Source organism: Enterobacter cloacae complex sp. 418I7 (assembly GCF_050030705.1).
Taxonomy (GTDB): domain Bacteria; phylum Pseudomonadota; class Gammaproteobacteria; order Enterobacterales; family Enterobacteriaceae; genus Enterobacter; species Enterobacter intestinihominis.
In genome coordinates this window covers 2,476,777-2,493,658 of the sequence record NZ_JBLGUU010000001.1, presented here as the reverse complement: position 1 = coordinate 2,493,658, position 16,882 = coordinate 2,476,777, and the positions used below count along the sequence as shown (strand labels likewise).

Below are 16,882 nucleotides of genomic sequence, written 5' to 3'. Positions count from 1 at the left end.
CCGGGCTTTTTTCTTCAGTAATCAATCCCTATTTGCGCTTTGATACCCGCATCGAACGCATGCTTAACCGGACGCAGTTCGCTGACGGTATCGGCCAGCTCCAGAATGTCCCGATGACACCCGCGCCCCGTGACGATCGCCGTCTGGTGTGCAGGGCGGTTCCTGAGGGCCTCCAGCACGGCTTCCAGCGGCAGGTAGTCATAGGCCACCATATAGGTGATCTCATCCAGCAACACCATGTTCAGCGACGGGTCAGAGAGCATTCTTTTGGCATGCTCCCAGACGGCGAGGCAGGCTGCGGTATCTGTTTCCCGGTTCTGGGTATCCCAGGTAAAACCGGTCGCCATCACCTGAAACTCAACACCTTGCGGTTCGAGCAGATTACGCTCGCCGTTGGGCCATTCACCCTTGATAAACTGGATCACGCCCACTTTCTGACCGTGCCCGACTGCGCGGGTGGCGGTACCGAATGCGGCGGTGGTTTTGCCTTTGCCGTTGCCGGTGAACACGATGAGGATCCCGCGCTCGTCCTGAGCGGCCGCCACGCGTGCATCAACCTGTTCTTTCAGACGCTGCTGGCGCTGCTGATGACGGTCTTCACTCATTGCGATATCCCCGGTTTGCGGCCTGGCTGAGCATCGAATGTCATTCCGGTTTTACGACGGCTGTCGTCACCCATTAGCCACAGGTAAAGAGGCATAATATCGGCCGGGGTTTTTAGCTTTTGCGGATCTTCTGTCGGGAACGCGCTGGCACGCATTTTAGTGCGCGTACCGCCAGGGTTAATACAGTTAACCCGCAGATGGCGGTTTTGATACTCTTCGGCCAGCACCTGCATCATTCCTTCGGTGGCAAATTTTGAGGCGGCGTAAGCCCCCCAGTTCGCACGACCCTGACGCCCCACGCTGGAGGAGGTAAACACCAGCGAACCGGAATCTGAGTTAAGTAATAAAGGAAGCAAGGCCTGGGTCAGGAAAAACGTCCCGTTGACGTTAACCTGCATCACCTGCTGCCAAATCTCCGGATCCTGTTCATCCATCGGGCGCACTTCGCCCAGTAACCCCGCGTTGTGCAGTACGCCGTCCAGACGCGAATAATGCGTACTAATGCGCTGGGCAAGGGCCTGACATGACGCTGACGTACAGGTCAGCAGATCGAGCGTATACCAGGGCGTGGGGGTACCGCCGGCGTTTTCGATTTCACGGGCAACGGCTTTGAGCTTTTCTTCATTACGTCCCAGCAGAATAAGGCTCGCACCGTATTCAGAATAAGTCAGCGCCGCTTCGCGACCAATCCCGTCGCTGGCACCGGTAACCAGAATGATGCGGTTCTGTAGAAGGTTTTTTTGTGGCTGATAATGCACGGTGGCTCCTCAGGCGCATTGGGCGTGACTTGCACCTTTATTTATGACTTTTCGGCTTTATGCCCGAAACCGCGTCAGAATTCAATCAGTCTACAGGACAGAACGCTGGGAAATTAACAATTTGCAAAGATTTAAACCAAAAACGGGGGATTCCTGAAGCCGCCTCGCAGAGCTAATGTCCAGAGCGAGACGCCTGCGCAGGGCTGTTGTACACTGGCATGAAAGATTCGTGGTTAAATCAAGGTGGAACGCGTGGAATTACTTTCTCAGTATGGGTTGTTTTTGGCCAAAATCGCGACGGTGGTTATTGCTGTCGCGGTGATTGCCGTCCTGATTGTCAACCTGACGCAGCGTAAGCGTCAGCGTGGTGAGTTACGCATTACCCGCCTGAGCGAGCAGTATAAAGAGATGCGGGAAGAGATGTCTCTGGCGCTGCTTGACGATCATCAACAGAAGCTGTGGCTAAAAGCCCAGAAGAAAAAACATAAGCAGGACGCCAAAGCCGCGAAGGCGAAAGCTAAGCTCGCCACGCCACAGGCTGACGCAAAACCGCGCGTCTATGTGCTCGATTTTAAAGGTAGCATGGATGCGCATGAAGTCTCCTCTCTGCGTGAGGAAGTGACCGCGGTGCTGGCCGTGGCGACAGCCCAGGATCAGGTGGTGGTACGCCTTGAAAGCCCGGGCGGCGTAGTGCATGGGTATGGACTGGCGGCTTCGCAGTTACAACGTCTGCGGGATAAACAGATCCCGCTCACCGTGGCGGTAGATAAGGTCGCGGCGAGTGGCGGCTATATGATGGCGTGCGTGGCGGATAAAATCGTCGCAGCACCGTTCTCCATTATCGGCTCGATTGGGGTGGTTGCGCAGATCCCTAACTTCAATCGTTTCCTGAAAAATAAAGAGATCGACATCGAATTGCATACGGCGGGTCAGTACAAACGTACGCTAACGCTGCTCGGCGAAAATACCGAAGAGGGACGGCAGAAGTTCCGGGAAGATCTGAACGAAACCCACCATCTGTTCAAGGATTTCGTGCACCGCATGCGCCCAACGCTGGACATTGAGCAGGTGGCTACGGGCGAACACTGGTACGGCACGCAGGCGCAGGAGAAAGGGCTGGTGGATGAAGTGGGTACCAGCGACGACCTCCTGCTCAACCTGATGGAAGGTCGTGAGCTGGTGGGGGTGCGCTTCACCCGACGTAAGCGCCTGCTCGACCGTTTTACCAATAGTGCGGCAGAAAGCGCGGATCGCCTGCTGCTACGCTGGTTGCAGCGCGGACAAAAGCCGCTGCTGTAAAGAAAAACGCGAGGCAGATGCCTCGCGTTTTCGTTTTAATCGACCAGGTGGTACTTCTCTGAGAGGGTATGCGCCAGGTATTTAAACATGTTAAACACGGCGGTGCTTTTCGGGGTTGGTAACCCTTGTTCATCAAGGAAGTATTCACCGCTGAACACCAGCACGCCATTACGTTGTTCCACGCCAGTCGCTTCGATACCCGCCAGGGTGTCTTCATGGTCGCGAATGAGTTTGTTTGCTTCGATAAGCAGTGAAGCTCGGTCAATGGGTTGGGTCGTATTCTGCATATTCCACTCCTTAAACAGTGACAATAGTCTACGCCTGGGTCGCTTCGGGGGCAAATTTTCCCTGCTATTCGCGGGTATAAGGAACAGGGGCTGGCTGGCGGGATTTGCTTTTGCATGCTAATAAAGTTGCGTAACGAATTTTATCAGGTACAGTGTGCGCTTTCGTCATTCTGGCAACAGAATTGCTTGACATTCGACCAGGAATTCGTCACGAATGAACTTTGATGTGAGAAAAATACCCGAAAACTCAATGACCTGGATGTCGCCATACTGACGTTCGGTAAGACAAAGGGGTTGATATCCCCTGACGACGTCGCAATATCAATGGCTCGTCGTCAGCGGAAGGGAAATCAACGTGCGGCGTATTCCTGGAAGAATTAAATTAGGTAAAGGTGAATATGGGTAAAGCTCTCGTCATCGTTGAGTCCCCGGCAAAAGCCAAAACGATCAATAAATATCTGGGCAATGACTACGTGGTTAAGTCCAGCGTTGGTCACATTCGCGATTTGCCGACAAGTGGCTCAGCCAGCAAAAAGAGCGCAGACTCTACCTCCACCAAAGGGGCTAAAAAGCCTAAAAAGGATGAACGTAGCGCGCTTGTCAACCGCATGGGTGTTAACCCATGGCACAACTGGGATGCACAATACGAAGTGCTGCCAGGCAAAGAAAAAGTCGTTAACGAGCTGAAACAGCTTGCTGAAAAAGCAGACCACATTTATCTCGCAACCGACCTTGACCGCGAAGGGGAGGCCATCGCATGGCACCTGCGGGAAGTGATTGGGGGTGATGACAAACGCTACAGCCGTGTAGTGTTTAACGAAATTACAAAGAATGCGATTCGTCAGGCGTTTGAAAAGCCGGGTGAACTGAATATCGACCGTGTTAACGCTCAGCAGGCGCGTCGCTTTATGGACCGCGTTGTAGGCTACATGGTTTCGCCGTTGCTGTGGAAAAAGGTCGCTCGCGGCCTGTCTGCGGGGCGTGTGCAGTCTGTGGCTGTTCGTCTTGTTGTCGAACGTGAACGCGAGATCAAAGCGTTTGTCCCGGAAGAGTTCTGGGAAGTGGATGCGAATGTCACCACGCCGGGCGGCGATGCGCTGCCGTTGCAGGTGAGCCACCACAACGACAAACCGTTCCGTCCTGAAAATCGCGATCAGACCATGGCCGCCGTAGCGCTGCTGGAAAAAGCGCGTTATCAGGTGCTGGATCGTGAAGACAAACCGACCAGCAGCAAGCCTGGCGCACCGTTTATCACGTCAACGCTTCAGCAGGCGGCAAGTACGCGTCTGGGTTACGGCGTGAAGAAAACCATGATGATGGCCCAGCGTTTGTATGAAGCGGGTTACATCACCTACATGCGTACTGACTCCACCAACCTGAGCCAGGACGCTGTCAGCATGGTGCGTGGCTATATCGAGGACAACTTCGGTAAGAAATACCTGCCGGACAGTCCTAATCAGTACGCCAGCAAAGAGAATTCTCAGGAAGCGCACGAAGCGATCCGTCCTTCTGACGTTTCCGTTCTGGCGGAATCTCTTAAAGATATGGAAGCGGACGCCCAGAAGCTGTATCAGCTGATCTGGCGCCAGTTCGTGGCCTGCCAGATGACGCCAGCGAAATACGACTCCACTACGCTGACCGTTGGCGCGGGTGATTTCCGCCTGAAAGCGCGCGGCCGCATTCTGCGTTTCGACGGCTGGACAAAAGTGATGCCTGCGCTGCGTAAAGGTGATGAAGACAGAACGCTGCCTTCCGTCAACAAAGGCGACGAGCTGTCGCTGGTTGATCTGGTACCGGCCCAGCACTTCACCAAGCCGCCTGCGCGTTTCAGCGAAGCGTCGCTGGTAAAAGAGCTGGAAAAACGCGGCATCGGTCGCCCGTCTACCTATGCGTCGATCATTTCGACCATTCAGGATCGTGGATACGTTCGCGTTGAGAACCGTCGTTTCTATGCTGAAAAAATGGGTGAGATTGTTACCGACCGTCTGGAAGCTAACTTCCGTGAGTTGATGAACTATGACTTCACCGCGCAGATGGAGGACAGTCTCGATGAGGTTGCCAGCCATAAGGCCGAGTGGAAGAAAGTTCTCGACAGCTTCTTCAGCGATTTTACCAACCAGCTTGAGAAAGCTGAGAAAGATCCTGAAGAAGGCGGCATGCTGCCTAACCAGATGGTACTGACCAGCATCGACTGCCCAACCTGTGGCCGTAAAATGGGGATCCGTACCGCAACCACGGGCGTGTTCCTCGGCTGTTCTGGTTATGCGCTTTCGCCGAAAGAGCGTTGCAAAACCACTATCAACCTCGTGCCGGAGAACGAAGTTCTCAACGTGCTGGAAGGTGACGATGCGGAGACCAACGCACTGCGCGCCAAGCGCCGCTGTAAGAAATGCGGCACGGCGATGGACAGCTACCTGATCGATCCAAAACGTAAACTGCACGTTTGCGGTAATAACCCAACCTGCGACGGTTATGAGATCGAAGAAGGTGAGTTCCGCATTAAGGGCTATGACGGTCCGATCGTTGAGTGTGAGAAATGTGGTTCCGAAATGCACCTGAAAATGGGACGCTTCGGTAAGTACATGGCATGTACCAACGACGACTGTAAAAACACGCGTAAGATCCTGCGTAACGGTGAAGTTGCGCCGCCGAAGGAAGATCCGGTTCCGCTTCCTGAGCTGCCGTGCGAGAAGTCAGATGCGTATTTCGTGCTGCGTGACGGCGCTGCCGGGGTATTCCTGGCGGCCAACACCTTCCCGAAATCGCGCGAAACCCGTGCGCCGCTGGTAGAAGAGCTGTACCGCTTCCGCGACCGTCTGCCGGAGAAACTGCGTTACCTGGCCGATGCGCCACAGCAGGATCCGGAAGGCAACAAAACCGTGGTGCGCTTTAGCCGTAAAACGAAGCAGCAGTACGTGGCGGCAGAGAAAGAGGGTAAAGCGACCGGTTGGTCAGCCTTCTTTGTCGACGGGAAATGGGTTGAAGGTAAAAAATAATCTTCACTTACCGTAACTTACCTTTGAAAGGGCCGGACTTCCGGCCCTTTTTTATTACGTTGTAATTATTTTTTGTTCCGTACTATACAGCCTGGCTATAAATGATATAGTGGTTATAGTTAACCCGTTTTTTATTATCAAATCGTATTAAGCGATTGACGCATGCGCTAAATCGGATGGTCTGGCATGAAATTACAGCAGCTTCGCTATATCGTTGAGGTCGTCAATCATAACCTCAATGTCTCTTCCACCGCAGAAGGTCTTTATACCTCGCAGCCTGGCATCAGTAAGCAGGTGCGTATGCTGGAGGATGAATTAGGTATTCAGATATTTGCCCGCAGCGGTAAGCACCTGACTCAGGTCACGCCGGCAGGGCAGGAAATCATTCGCATCGCACGAGAAGTGCTTTCCAAAGTCGACGCCATTAAATCCGTCGCCGGGGAACATACCTGGCCGGATAAAGGCTCCCTTTATATTGCCACCACGCACACACAGGCGCGTTATGCGCTTCCCGGGGTGATCAAAGGTTTCATCGAACGCTATCCCCGCGTTTCCCTGCATATGCATCAGGGCTCACCGACGCAAATCGCAGAGGCCGTGTCTAAAGGCAATGCCGATTTTGCCATCGCGACGGAAGCTCTTCATCTGTACGATGATCTGGTCATGCTCCCGTGCTACCACTGGAACCGCTCTATTGTCGTGACCCCCGATCATCCGCTGGCGGGGAAGGGCGAAGTGACAATCGAAGAGCTGGCGCAATACCCGCTGGTTACCTATACGTTCGGATTTACGGGCCGTTCTGAGCTAGACACCGCCTTTAACCGCGCCGGATTAACGCCACGGATCGTCTTCACTGCAACGGATGCGGACGTCATTAAAACGTACGTGCGTCTGGGTCTGGGCGTAGGCGTTATTGCCAGCATGGCGGTGGATCCTGTATCAGACCCGGATCTGGTGCGTCTGGACGCGCATGATATCTTCAGCCACAGCACCACCAAGATAGGTTTTCGTCGCAGCACGTTCCTTCGCAGCTATATGTATGATTTTATTCAGCGCTTCGCACCGCATTTAACACGTGACGTGGTCGACACGGCCGTGGCGTTACGCTCCAATGAAGACATCGAAGAGATGTTTAAAGACATCAAACTTCCTGCCAAATAATTACACCCGGTATCTTTCTCTTCTGGAAAGATACCGGTTTCCCCCTTTAAATCTAAATTAGAATTAACCTCATCTGCGCCTACTGTCATATATCGTCATAACCCATTTGATGAATAGGGTTTTACTGTCGCAAATTTGCGACAAAAGTAGAAACTAATTTACAGGTGTGCAAATTATTCTTTTCAATTATTTATTTCTGGTCAAAAGATTGAATTTTCCCAGGCTCAGATTCGTAAATTCACTGGCTTTTCGGCTAAAGTTTCTTTAGGATTTATCTCATCAGATGATTACTTGTGCCAATTGTTTGGTCTCTAAATGATAAGCGATATCGATTGTATGAGGTTAGCAATGCCGTCAGGAAGTGAAGAACCGCAAAGGGATCCCGCGCTTAAGCGTAAAGCCTGGCTGGCGGTCTTTCTCGGCTCTGCCCTGTTCTGGGTGGTTGTTGCTCTTCTCGTCTGGAAATATTGGGGTTGAATATGGTCATGACGGTGCGTACTGACGCGAGAAAAGAGATGTGTCAGCTTCGTGACAATGCTCACAAAGCGCGTAAGGCGCCAGGAACCAGCGTGCCAGCCTCCTGGCAACTGACGCCACAGCAGCAGGCCTTTATTGATGTGTTCGCAGAAGACGAACCCAAAAAACAATAATTTTGATTTTTGCGTAATGATGCAAATAGTCTGAATAAAGACTGTGCACTTTTGTACTCCTTAATAAATACACATCAGCAATATAGAACGAGGGCAGACCTCGCATCCTTAAATAATTAAAGTCTGGTGTCCCTATGATGAATAACATGACAACCGTAAAATACTGGTCATGGCTCGGCGTATTCTCAGCGTCGATCCTCTTCTGGTGTCAGCTCCTCTGGCTGGCCTTACACTAAATCGTAAAACCTCGCCACGGCGGGGTTTTTTGTTTAATCCCTCGCGTTGGACCATTCCTAAATTTATCAATTTGGGTTGTTATCAAAACGTTACGACATCTTTGTGTTATCTTTAATTACAGCCCTGATGATTGTCAGGACATCCCTGTTTTTAAGGAGGAGCTTATGTCGTTAACCCTACGCGAAGCCAGTAAGGACACATTACAGGCGGAAAATAAAACCTGGCGCTACTACAGCTTACCGCTGGCTGCCAGGACGCTTGGGGACATTTCGCGGTTACCCAAGTCGTTGAAAGTACTACTGGAAAACCTCTTGCGCTGGCAAGATGGCGACTCGGTTACCGAGGAGGATATCCAGGCTCTGGCAGGGTGGCTGAAAAATGCTCATGCAGACAAAGAAATTGCCTACCGCCCGGCCAGGGTATTGATGCAGGATTTCACCGGCGTGCCGGCGGTTGTGGACTTGGCCGCCATGCGTGAAGCTGTTAAGCGTCTCGGGGGCGATACGGCTAAGGTGAACCCGCTCTCACCGGTAGACCTCGTCATCGACCACTCCGTCACCGTCGACCACTTCGGCGACGACGATGCTTTCGGTGAAAACGTCCGTCTGGAGATGGAACGTAACCATGAACGCTATGTCTTCCTCAAATGGGGTCAGCAGGCGTTCAGCCGCTTCAGCGTTGTTCCACCAGGCACCGGCATTTGTCACCAGGTCAACCTGGAATATCTCGGCAAAGCCGTCTGGAGTGAATTGCAGGATAAAGAGTGGGTGGCTTACCCGGATACGCTGGTGGGCACCGATTCACACACGACCATGATTAACGGCCTTGGCGTTCTGGGCTGGGGCGTCGGTGGTATTGAAGCGGAAGCGGCCATGCTCGGCCAGCCGGTATCGATGCTCATTCCCGATGTGGTGGGCTTTAAGCTGACCGGTAAATTGTCCGAAGGCATTACCGCCACGGATCTGGTTCTGACGGTCACCCAGATGCTGCGTAAGCATGGCGTGGTGGGTAAATTCGTTGAATTTTATGGTGATGGTCTGGATTCACTGCCGCTGGCGGACCGGGCCACCATCGCCAACATGGCGCCGGAATATGGTGCGACCTGCGGCTTTTTCCCGATTGATAGCGTTACGCTGGACTATATGCGCCTCAGTGGTCGCAGCGAGGAGCAGGTGGCGCTCGTAGAGGCCTACACCAAAGCGCAGGGCATGTGGCGTAACCCGGGTGACGAGCCGGTATTTACCAGCACGCTGGAACTGGATATGGGCACCGTTGAGGCAAGCCTCGCAGGGCCGAAACGACCGCAGGACCGCGTTGCCCTGAGCAACGTTCCGAAAGCCTTTGCCGCCAGCAATGAGCTGGAGGTTAACGCCGCGCAAAAAGATCACCGTCCGGTGGACTATGTTCTGAACGGGCATCAGTATCAGCTCCCTGACGGCGCCGTGGTGATCGCCGCTATCACCTCCTGTACCAACACGTCCAACCCGAGTGTGCTGATGGCAGCCGGGCTGCTGGCGAAAAAAGCGGTAGAACTGGGGCTCAAGCCACAGCCGTGGGTTAAGGCGTCGCTGGCGCCTGGTTCGAAAGTGGTTTCCGATTACCTGGCGCAGGCCAGACTCACGCCGTACCTCGACGAGTTGGGCTTTAACCTGGTAGGCTACGGCTGTACGACCTGCATCGGTAACTCTGGTCCACTGCCTGAGCCTATTGAAGTGGCGATCAAGCAGGGTGATTTGACCGTTGGCGCGGTACTTTCCGGTAACCGAAACTTTGAGGGGCGTATTCATCCGCTGGTGAAAACCAACTGGCTGGCCTCGCCGCCGCTGGTTGTAGCCTATGCTCTGGCCGGAAACATGAACATTAACCTGGCGACCGATCCGATTGGTCACGATCGCAAAAATGAACCTGTCTATCTGAAAGACATCTGGCCATCATCGCGTGAAATTGCGCGCGCGGTAGAGAAAGTTTCCACTGAGATGTTCCGCAAAGAGTATGCGGAAGTGTTCGAAGGTACAGCGGAATGGAAAGCGATCGACGTGGTGGGTTCCGATACCTATGACTGGCAGGAAGATTCCACCTATATTCGCCTGTCGCCCTTCTTCGATGAGATGCTGGCGGAGCCTGCACCGCTGAAAGACATTCACGGCGCGCGCATTCTGGCGATGCTGGGCGATTCCGTCACCACTGACCATATCTCACCAGCGGGGAGCATCAAAGCGGACAGTCCGGCAGGTCGGTATCTGCAAAGCCGTGGCGTAGAACGTCGCGATTTTAACTCCTACGGTTCGCGCCGCGGTAACCACGAAGTGATGATGCGCGGGACATTTGCCAACATCCGCATTCGTAATGAAATGGTCCCGGGCGTGGAAGGGGGCATGACGCGCCACCTGCCAGATACAGCGGTCATTTCAATTTATGACGCAGCCATGAAGTATCAGCAGGAGGGTACGCCACTGGCCGTTATTGCCGGTAAAGAGTACGGCTCTGGTTCCAGTCGCGACTGGGCGGCTAAAGGTCCACGTCTGCTCGGGGTTCGCGTGGTGATTGCCGAATCCTTTGAACGTATCCACCGCTCAAACCTGATCGGGATGGGGATCCTGCCGCTGGAGTTCCCGCAGGGCATAACGCGTAAAACGCTGGGTCTGACCGGGGAAGAGCAGATTGATATCAGCGGTCTGCAAAATCTGCAACCGGGTAAAACCGTTCCGGTGAAGTTAACGCGGGCAGATGGTACAACAGAAGTGCTGGATTGTCGGTGTCGTATTGATACGGCAACAGAGCTAACCTATTACCAGAATGACGGCATTTTACATTATGTGATTCGAAAGATGCTGGACTGATAAAACTCGCCCGGCAGAACTGCCGGGCGTTTTGCGTTTACTCGCTCAGCAGGTGCCCCATCTTTGCAGCTTTGGTATCGAGGTAGTGCGCGTTTTTCGGATTGCGGCCAACAATCAGCGGCACGCGTTCAACGATATTGATGCCCGCTTCAGTGAGGATCTCCACTTTTTTCGGGTTATTGGTCAACAGACGCACTTCGTCCACGCCCAGCAGCTTGAACATATCTGCGCAGAGGGTGAAATCGCGCTCGTCAGCAGCAAAGCCGAGCTGATGGTTTGCTTCGACGGTATCATAGCCCTGATCCTGCAACGCGTAGGCGCGGATTTTATTCAGCAGACCGATATTGCGTCCTTCCTGGCGGTGATACAGCAGCACGCCACGTCCTTCCTCTGCGATATGAGAAAGAGCGGCTTCGAGCTGGAAACCGCAGTCACAGCGCAGGCTGAAGAGCGCGTCACCGGTCAGACATTCAGAATGAACGCGGGACAGTACCGGCGTCTGCCCCGAAATGTCACCGTATACCAGGGCGACGTGATCTTGTCCGGTTGCCAGTTCTTCAAAACCCACCATCAGGAAATCGCCCCATGGGGTTGGCAGTTTGGCTTCTGCCACACGTTTAAGCTGCATGTGATTCTCCATACCAGGCTGACACGTTTCGTGCCTTTGCCCCATTTTGCTTTCTGTATTGGACTATTTTGCCACAAGCCCGGCTACTTCACCTAATCACCACCACGCTATACGGACGTTAAACGCACGATCCGACATATCCACCAGAAGGTGGAAATTCAGTTATGATTGTGGTGCTTAGTGAAAAAGGAGAGGACATGCTTTCAATTGCCAGACGCACGGCCGCAGGCGCCGCCGTATTGCTTGTTATACCCCTGATTGTTTGGTTCTCCGGCTGGATGTGGAAGCCCGGACAAAACGAGACGTGGCTGAAAGCCTTATACTGGATAACTGAGACGGTCACCCAGCCCTGGGGGATTATTACGCACGTGCTGCTCTGTGCCTGGTTCCTGTGGTGCCTGCGCTTTCGTCTTCGCGCGGCGCTGGTATTATTTGCCATTCTCGGAGGTGCCATTCTTGTCGGGCAGGGGGTGAAGTCGTGGGTGAAAGATCGCGTGCAGGAACCCCGTCCCTTTGTTATCTGGCTGGAAAAAACGCACCATATTCCGGTAGATGAGTTCTACACTTTAAAGCGTAAGGATCGCGGGGCGTTGGTGAAAGAACAGCTTGCGGAACAGCAGGATATCCCGACATTTTTACGCAAACACTGGCAAAAAGAGACCGGCTTTGCGTTTCCTTCCGGACATACGATGTTTGCTGCCAGCTGGGCGCTACTCGGCGTGGGGCTGCTTTGGCCACGTCGACGTACCCTCACGATTGCGATTTTGCTGGTCTGGGCGACAGGCGTAATGGGCAGCCGGATGCTGCTGGGGATGCACTGGCCGCGTGATTTGGTGGTGGCTACGCTGATTTCGTGGGTACTGGTTACGCTGGCGACCTGGCTTGCACAACGTTTCTGTGGACCTCTGACGCCACCGCAGGAAGAGAAGGAAGAAATAGCCGAAAGGGAGTCAGGCGGAACCTGAAGCTTGATATTCCGCATTTTGACCATAAATCCATGAAGGGCGCATTACTTTTTCCGTTTCGCGCCCGCCACTAAAATGGTAGCTTATAAGGCTGATTGCAGTGAGTTGAACACGCTTTATACGCTCGAACCACATAACGGGAAGTCATGTGAAATATTTACTCATTTTCTTACTGGTGTTGGCGATTTTTGTCATTTCAGTCACATTGGGCGCGCAAAACGATCAACAGGTAAGTTTCAACTATCTGTTGGCGCAGGGCGAGTACCGGGTGTCGAGCCTGCTGGCTGTGTTATTCGCAGCGGGTTTTGTCATCGGCTGGCTTGTATGTGGCCTGTTCTGGCTTAAGGTTCGTGTTTCCCTTGTTCGCGCTGAACGTAAAATTAAACGACTTGAACATCAACTTACGCCTGCGACTGACATTCCGGCGAGCTCTGGTGTGCCGGTAGTCAAGGAATAATCGAATATGCTGGAGTTGTTGTTTCTGCTTTTGCCTGTCGCCGCAGCCTATGGCTGGTATATGGGCCGCAGAAGCGCGCAACAAACAAAACAGGATGAAGCAAACCGACTCTCCCGTGACTACGTTGCGGGGGTGAACTTCCTGCTGAGCAATCAGCAGGATAAAGCGGTCGATCTGTTCCTTGACATGCTCAAAGAGGATACCGGCACCGTAGAGGCGCATCTCACCCTGGGAAACCTGTTCCGCTCGCGCGGAGAGGTTGACCGTGCCATCCGTATCCACCAGACCCTGATGGAAAGCGCATCGTTGACCTATGAGCAACGGTTGCTGGCCGTGCAGCAGTTGGGCAGAGATTACATGGCGGCGGGCCTGTACGATCGCGCAGAAGATATGTTCTCTCAGCTGGTGGATGAGACCGATTTCCGTATCGGTGCGCTTCAGCAACTTCTGCAAATCTACCAGGCAACCAGCGACTGGCAAAAAGCGATTGATACCGCCGAACGGCTGGTCAAACTCGGCAAAGATAAACAGCGCGTCGAAATTGCCCATTTTTACTGCGAGCTTGCCCTTCAGCAAATGGGTAGCGATGACATGGATAAGGCCATGGCATTGCTAAAAAAAGGCGCCGCGGCCGATCGCAACAGCGCCCGCATCTCGATAATGATGGGGCGGGTCTTTATGGCTAATGGTGATTACGCCAAAGCCGTGGAAAGCCTGCTTCGCGTTATCGATCAGGACAAAGAGCTGGTCAGCGAAACACTGGAAATGCTGCAAACCTGCTATCAGCAGTTAGGTAAGCAGGACGAGTGGGTTGCATTCCTGCGCCGCTGTGTTGAAGAAAACACCGGTGCCACAGCCGAGCTGATGCTGTCGGATGTCGTCGAAGAGCACGAAGGGAGTGATACCGCCCAGGTATACATTACCCGTCAGTTGCAGCGCCATCCGACGATGCGCGTCTTCCACAAGCTGATGGATTATCATCTTAACGATGCAGAAGAAGGGCGCGCTAAAGAGAGCCTGATGGTGCTGCGAGACATGGTCGGTGAACAGGTGCGGAGCAAGCCGCGCTATCGCTGCCAGAAATGCGGCTTCACCGCCTATTCGCTCTACTGGCATTGCCCTTCCTGCCGGGCCTGGTCTACCATCAAGCCAATTCGTGGTCTGGACGGGCAGTGATTTTTTAAAACACCCTATTTTAGTTACAACATACTAAAGAATGCATTATTTCTTTCAGCACCGTGCGGTCTGTGGTTCAGCAGGAAAAGCATTCGATTCTGTTCATTTACCCCGAGGGCAGGTAGAATGCACGCCGTTTATCTGTTCCGCGCCGCTGCGCGCCCATAGACGAAAAGGGCTGGTCATGACGTCTGTTACTTCCTCCACTTCCCGCGTAGTTACCGATTCTCCTGTAGTTGTTGCTCTGGATTACAATAACCGTGACGCCGCACTGGCCTTTGTTGATGGTATTGATCCCCGGGATTGCCGTCTTAAAGTAGGCAAAGAGATGTTTACGCTGTTCGGTCCGCAAATCGTCCGCGATCTGCACCAGCGTGGTTTCGACGTTTTCCTCGACCTGAAATTCCACGATATTCCGAATACCACTGCCCACGCCGTTGCTGCGGCGGCTGAACTGGGTGTGTGGATGGTTAACGTTCATGCCTCCGGTGGGGCACGTATGATGACGGCTGCGCGCGAAGCGCTGGTGCCGTTTGGCAATGACGCTCCGCTTCTTATCGCCGTCACCGTGCTGACCAGTATGGATGAATCTGACCTTCGTGACCTGGGTGTGACGTTGTCACCTGCCGAACATGCGGAGCGTCTGGCGCGCCTCACGCAACAGTGTGGGCTTGATGGCGTGGTCTGTTCAGCTCAGGAGGCGGTTCGCTTCAAATCTGAGTTAGGCCGCGAATTTAAACTGGTGACGCCAGGTATCCGTCCGGCAGGCAGCGAGTCAGGGGATCAGCGACGCATCATGACGCCAGAGCAGGCGCTGAGCGCGGGGGTAGACTATATGGTAATTGGTCGCCCGGTGACGCAATCCGCTCATCCGGCAGAGACTCTGAAAGCGATTAATGCATCACTGAAAAAGGGGGCATAATGCGTGATGCCAACACTCGTCTGGTCTATTCAACAGATACCGGGCGCATTGAAGAGCCAAAAGAGAAAGCTGAACGTCCGAAAGGCGATGGAATCGTGCGTATTCAGCGCCAGACCAGTGGCAGAAAAGGGAAAGGCGTTTGCCTTGTCACCGGCATTGATCTGGATGATGCAGAGCTGGTAAAGCTCGCCGCTGAGCTTAAAAAGAAGTGCGGATGCGGTGGGGCAGTAAAAGACGGCATAATTGAGATTCAGGGCGATAAGCGGGATTTAATTAAAACGCTCCTGGAAGCCAAAGGTATGAAAGTCAAACTGGCGGGCGGTTAAAATAAATGAGCCACGGACATTGCCGTGGCTCTTTTTTTTAGGTGCGTAAGTCAGACCTGAAAATACAAAATATATTATTATACCGGTGAGAGCCGTTATGGTGATTATTTGCCCACCTGGTGACCGATAATACCACCTACGGCAGCACCACCTAATGTACCCAGCGTACTACCATCCGTTAATACTGCACCACCAAGCGCACCAGCACCGGCACCAATCGCGGTGTTACGGTCACGTTTAGACCAGTTAGAGCAAGCGCTCAGAGACATTGCTACAGTGATTGCCAGAACAGCGGCGGCTAATTTTTTGCTGGTAAAGGTCATAATACTTTCTCCTGAATTATCGATTCACGGAAAGGAATGCACTTTAAGTATAGACAATATCCATACTTAAATTCTGTTCCCGTGAAAGCTGGTCGCGCAGGCGTTACATCATCACGCAGGTGATAGTCACTTCCTGTTATATCGCTAATATTAATTTTACGTGTTTAGAACAGTTTCAACAGGTAAAAACTCTTAAAGGAAGGGTCGGAATACTCTCAGAGAAAGGTTTAAGTGCGCCCATTATTCGGGCGCAGCAGGATAATCAGGCCGTTTTTTTCACAATATCGACAGTCAGGCCGTCTTGTTCTAATTGCTGGCGATATTCATCGCGTAAACGCTCATCCGTAATCACACGGCTGAAGCGCGAAGCCGGACCCATCGTATAAGGGTGTACGGCGCCAAACTTAGAGCTATCGGTCAGCACAATCGCTTCACACTCTTTGGCGAGTACGGCGTTCACCACGTCTGAACGCATCATGTCGCGACCGGTAAAGCCGGTGTCGGGCTGCCAGCCGTCTATGCCAATGAATGCCTTACTGAAGTGAACCTGCTGAACATATTGACGCGTTAATGGCCCCACCATGCTTTCGCTTTTCTTCTGGTAAATGCCGCCCAGCAGAATGACCTCGCAGCGAGTTTCCTTCAACAGATGGGCGATATAGCTGCTTACGGTAATGATGGTAACGTCTTTTTGATCGGCAAGCGTGCGCGCCAGAAGGGCGTTACTGCTGCCATTTTCAATAAAGACGGTCTCACCGTTATTCACTAAGGATGCAGCAAACTCCGCCAGTTCCCGCTTGAGCGCAAAATTGTTCATCATGCGGGTTTCAACGTCGTCGCTGTCCAGTGGAACGGCATATCCGTGCGCACGCCGCAGGTAGCTCTGTTTTTCCAGAAGATTCAGATCCTGACGAATGGTGACTTCAGAAACGCCGGTAGCTTTAGCGAGATCGACTACGCTTACGCGTCCCTGATCGATCACCATCTGCAAAATGATTTGTTGTCGGGAATTCATAGCATCCATTTAAAAGGCAAGGGCGAAAACGACGTGGTTACACTTCCCACGGGGCTTTTGGTTGAGTGGATTCTGATGCGTTATCAGTGCCGTTCTCAGCCAGCAGTTCAGACTTGAGGATCTCAAGATTACGGATAGCAGAGTGATAATCGCCCGCGACAAGAATATCCAGCACAGTATCAATACGCTGTGCCACGGCTGTTGCATCAATGTTAGACATAAGCTCACCCTGAAGCG

19 protein-coding genes are annotated in these 16,882 nt (G+C 53.0%); 12 read left to right on the top strand and 7 right to left on the bottom strand.

Annotation, left to right across the window (positions count from 1 at the left end; genetic code table 11):
- Window positions 1-14 precede the first annotated feature (14 nt).
- Window positions 15-605 carry a cob(I)yrinic acid a,c-diamide adenosyltransferase gene (cobO, locus tag ACQG0S_RS11985; RefSeq protein WP_045308895.1) on the bottom strand — a complete coding sequence of 197 codons (591 nt, stop codon included), beginning with the start codon at window positions 603-605 and terminating at the stop codon, window positions 15-17.
- Complete coding sequence (locus tag ACQG0S_RS11980) at window positions 602-1,363, bottom strand: YciK family oxidoreductase (RefSeq protein WP_022648324.1); 762 nt, start codon at window positions 1,361-1,363, stop codon at window positions 602-604. Before ACQG0S_RS11980 ends, cobO begins: the two co-directional genes overlap by 4 nt.
- Window positions 1,364-1,615: 252 nt before the next feature.
- On the opposite strand from ACQG0S_RS11980, the gene sohB reads away from it, so the two are divergent.
- Window positions 1,616-2,662, top strand: coding sequence for a protease SohB (gene sohB, locus ACQG0S_RS11975; protein WP_032624125.1), 1,047 nt, complete (start codon window positions 1,616-1,618; stop codon window positions 2,660-2,662).
- A 35-nt stretch (window positions 2,663-2,697) separates the two neighbouring features.
- Here the strand turns inward: sohB and ACQG0S_RS11970 are convergent, their stop codons facing one another.
- Window positions 2,698-2,949, bottom strand: coding sequence for a YciN family protein (locus ACQG0S_RS11970; RefSeq protein WP_003856804.1), 252 nt, complete (start codon window positions 2,947-2,949; stop codon window positions 2,698-2,700).
- A 398-nt stretch (window positions 2,950-3,347) separates the two neighbouring features.
- Here ACQG0S_RS11970 and topA point away from each other — a divergent pair, with 398 nt between their 5' ends.
- From topA to acnA, 6 genes are all read left to right on the top strand, one after another.
- Complete coding sequence (gene topA, locus ACQG0S_RS11965; RefSeq protein WP_022648322.1) at window positions 3,348-5,945, top strand: type I DNA topoisomerase; 2,598 nt, start codon at window positions 3,348-3,350, stop codon at window positions 5,943-5,945.
- 186 nt (window positions 5,946-6,131) lie between these two features.
- Entirely contained in the window at window positions 6,132-7,106 is a 975-nt protein-coding gene (gene cysB, locus ACQG0S_RS11960) for an HTH-type transcriptional regulator CysB (protein WP_006810844.1), read from the top strand.
- Between the two features lie 336 nt (window positions 7,107-7,442).
- On the top strand, window positions 7,443-7,583 hold the full coding sequence (locus tag ACQG0S_RS11955) for a YmiA family putative membrane protein (RefSeq protein ID WP_096168876.1): 141 nt from the start codon (window positions 7,443-7,445) through the stop codon (window positions 7,581-7,583).
- A gap of 8 nt (window positions 7,584-7,591) precedes the next feature.
- On the top strand, window positions 7,592-7,756 hold the full coding sequence (locus ACQG0S_RS11950) for a hypothetical protein (RefSeq protein WP_162200559.1): 165 nt from the start codon (window positions 7,592-7,594) through the stop codon (window positions 7,754-7,756).
- Between the two features lie 137 nt (window positions 7,757-7,893).
- A complete protein-coding gene (ymiC, locus tag ACQG0S_RS11945) occupies window positions 7,894-7,992 on the top strand; it encodes a small membrane protein YmiC (protein WP_032103392.1) in 99 nt (32 codons plus the stop codon).
- 165 nt (window positions 7,993-8,157) lie between these two features.
- On the top strand, window positions 8,158-10,833 hold the full coding sequence (acnA, locus tag ACQG0S_RS11940) for an aconitate hydratase AcnA (RefSeq protein ID WP_048966766.1): 2,676 nt from the start codon (window positions 8,158-8,160) through the stop codon (window positions 10,831-10,833).
- A gap of 37 nt (window positions 10,834-10,870) precedes the next feature.
- On the opposite strand, the gene ribA is transcribed toward acnA, so the two are convergent.
- Window positions 10,871-11,461, bottom strand: coding sequence for a GTP cyclohydrolase II (gene ribA, locus ACQG0S_RS11935; protein WP_013096372.1), 591 nt, complete (start codon window positions 11,459-11,461; stop codon window positions 10,871-10,873).
- 197 nt (window positions 11,462-11,658) lie between these two features.
- Between ribA and pgpB the strand changes: the two genes are divergently transcribed.
- The 5 genes from pgpB (at window position 11,659) to yciH (ending at window position 15,307) form a co-directional block, all read left to right on the top strand.
- Window positions 11,659-12,426, top strand: a complete 768-nt coding sequence (gene pgpB / locus ACQG0S_RS11930) for a phosphatidylglycerophosphatase B (RefSeq protein ID WP_032622464.1) — start codon at window positions 11,659-11,661, stop codon at window positions 12,424-12,426.
- Between the two features lie 148 nt (window positions 12,427-12,574).
- Window positions 12,575-12,883 carry a LapA family protein gene (locus tag ACQG0S_RS11925; protein WP_006810839.1) on the top strand — a complete coding sequence of 103 codons (309 nt, stop codon included), beginning with the start codon at window positions 12,575-12,577 and terminating at the stop codon, window positions 12,881-12,883.
- A gap of 6 nt (window positions 12,884-12,889) precedes the next feature.
- Window positions 12,890-14,059: a lipopolysaccharide assembly protein LapB gene (gene lapB / locus ACQG0S_RS11920; RefSeq protein WP_003856819.1), complete on the top strand. Its 1,170-nt coding sequence runs from the start codon at window positions 12,890-12,892 to the stop codon at window positions 14,057-14,059.
- Between the two features lie 184 nt (window positions 14,060-14,243).
- The gene (gene pyrF, locus ACQG0S_RS11915) at window positions 14,244-14,981 is read left to right on the top strand and encodes an orotidine-5'-phosphate decarboxylase (protein ID WP_022648318.1); all 738 of its coding nucleotides are present in this window, start codon (window positions 14,244-14,246) and stop codon (window positions 14,979-14,981) included.
- A complete protein-coding gene (gene yciH, locus ACQG0S_RS11910; protein WP_022648317.1) occupies window positions 14,981-15,307 on the top strand; it encodes a stress response translation initiation inhibitor YciH in 327 nt (108 codons plus the stop codon). The genes pyrF and yciH overlap by 1 nt, the downstream gene beginning before the upstream one ends.
- 104 nt (window positions 15,308-15,411) lie before the next feature.
- On the opposite strand, the gene osmB is transcribed toward yciH, so the two are convergent.
- The 3 genes from osmB to ACQG0S_RS11895 form a co-directional block, all read right to left on the bottom strand.
- Window positions 15,412-15,630 (bottom strand): osmotically-inducible lipoprotein OsmB, encoded by a 219-nt coding sequence (osmB, locus tag ACQG0S_RS11905; protein ID WP_003856823.1) that lies wholly within the window; start codon window positions 15,628-15,630, stop codon window positions 15,412-15,414.
- A 262-nt stretch (window positions 15,631-15,892) separates the two neighbouring features.
- Complete coding sequence (locus ACQG0S_RS11900) at window positions 15,893-16,645, bottom strand: DNA-binding transcriptional regulator YciT (protein ID WP_022648316.1); 753 nt, start codon at window positions 16,643-16,645, stop codon at window positions 15,893-15,895.
- A gap of 37 nt (window positions 16,646-16,682) precedes the next feature.
- Entirely contained in the window at window positions 16,683-16,865 is a 183-nt protein-coding gene (locus ACQG0S_RS11895) for a hypothetical protein (protein ID WP_022648315.1), read from the bottom strand.
- Between the last annotated feature and the right edge of the window lie 17 nt (window positions 16,866-16,882).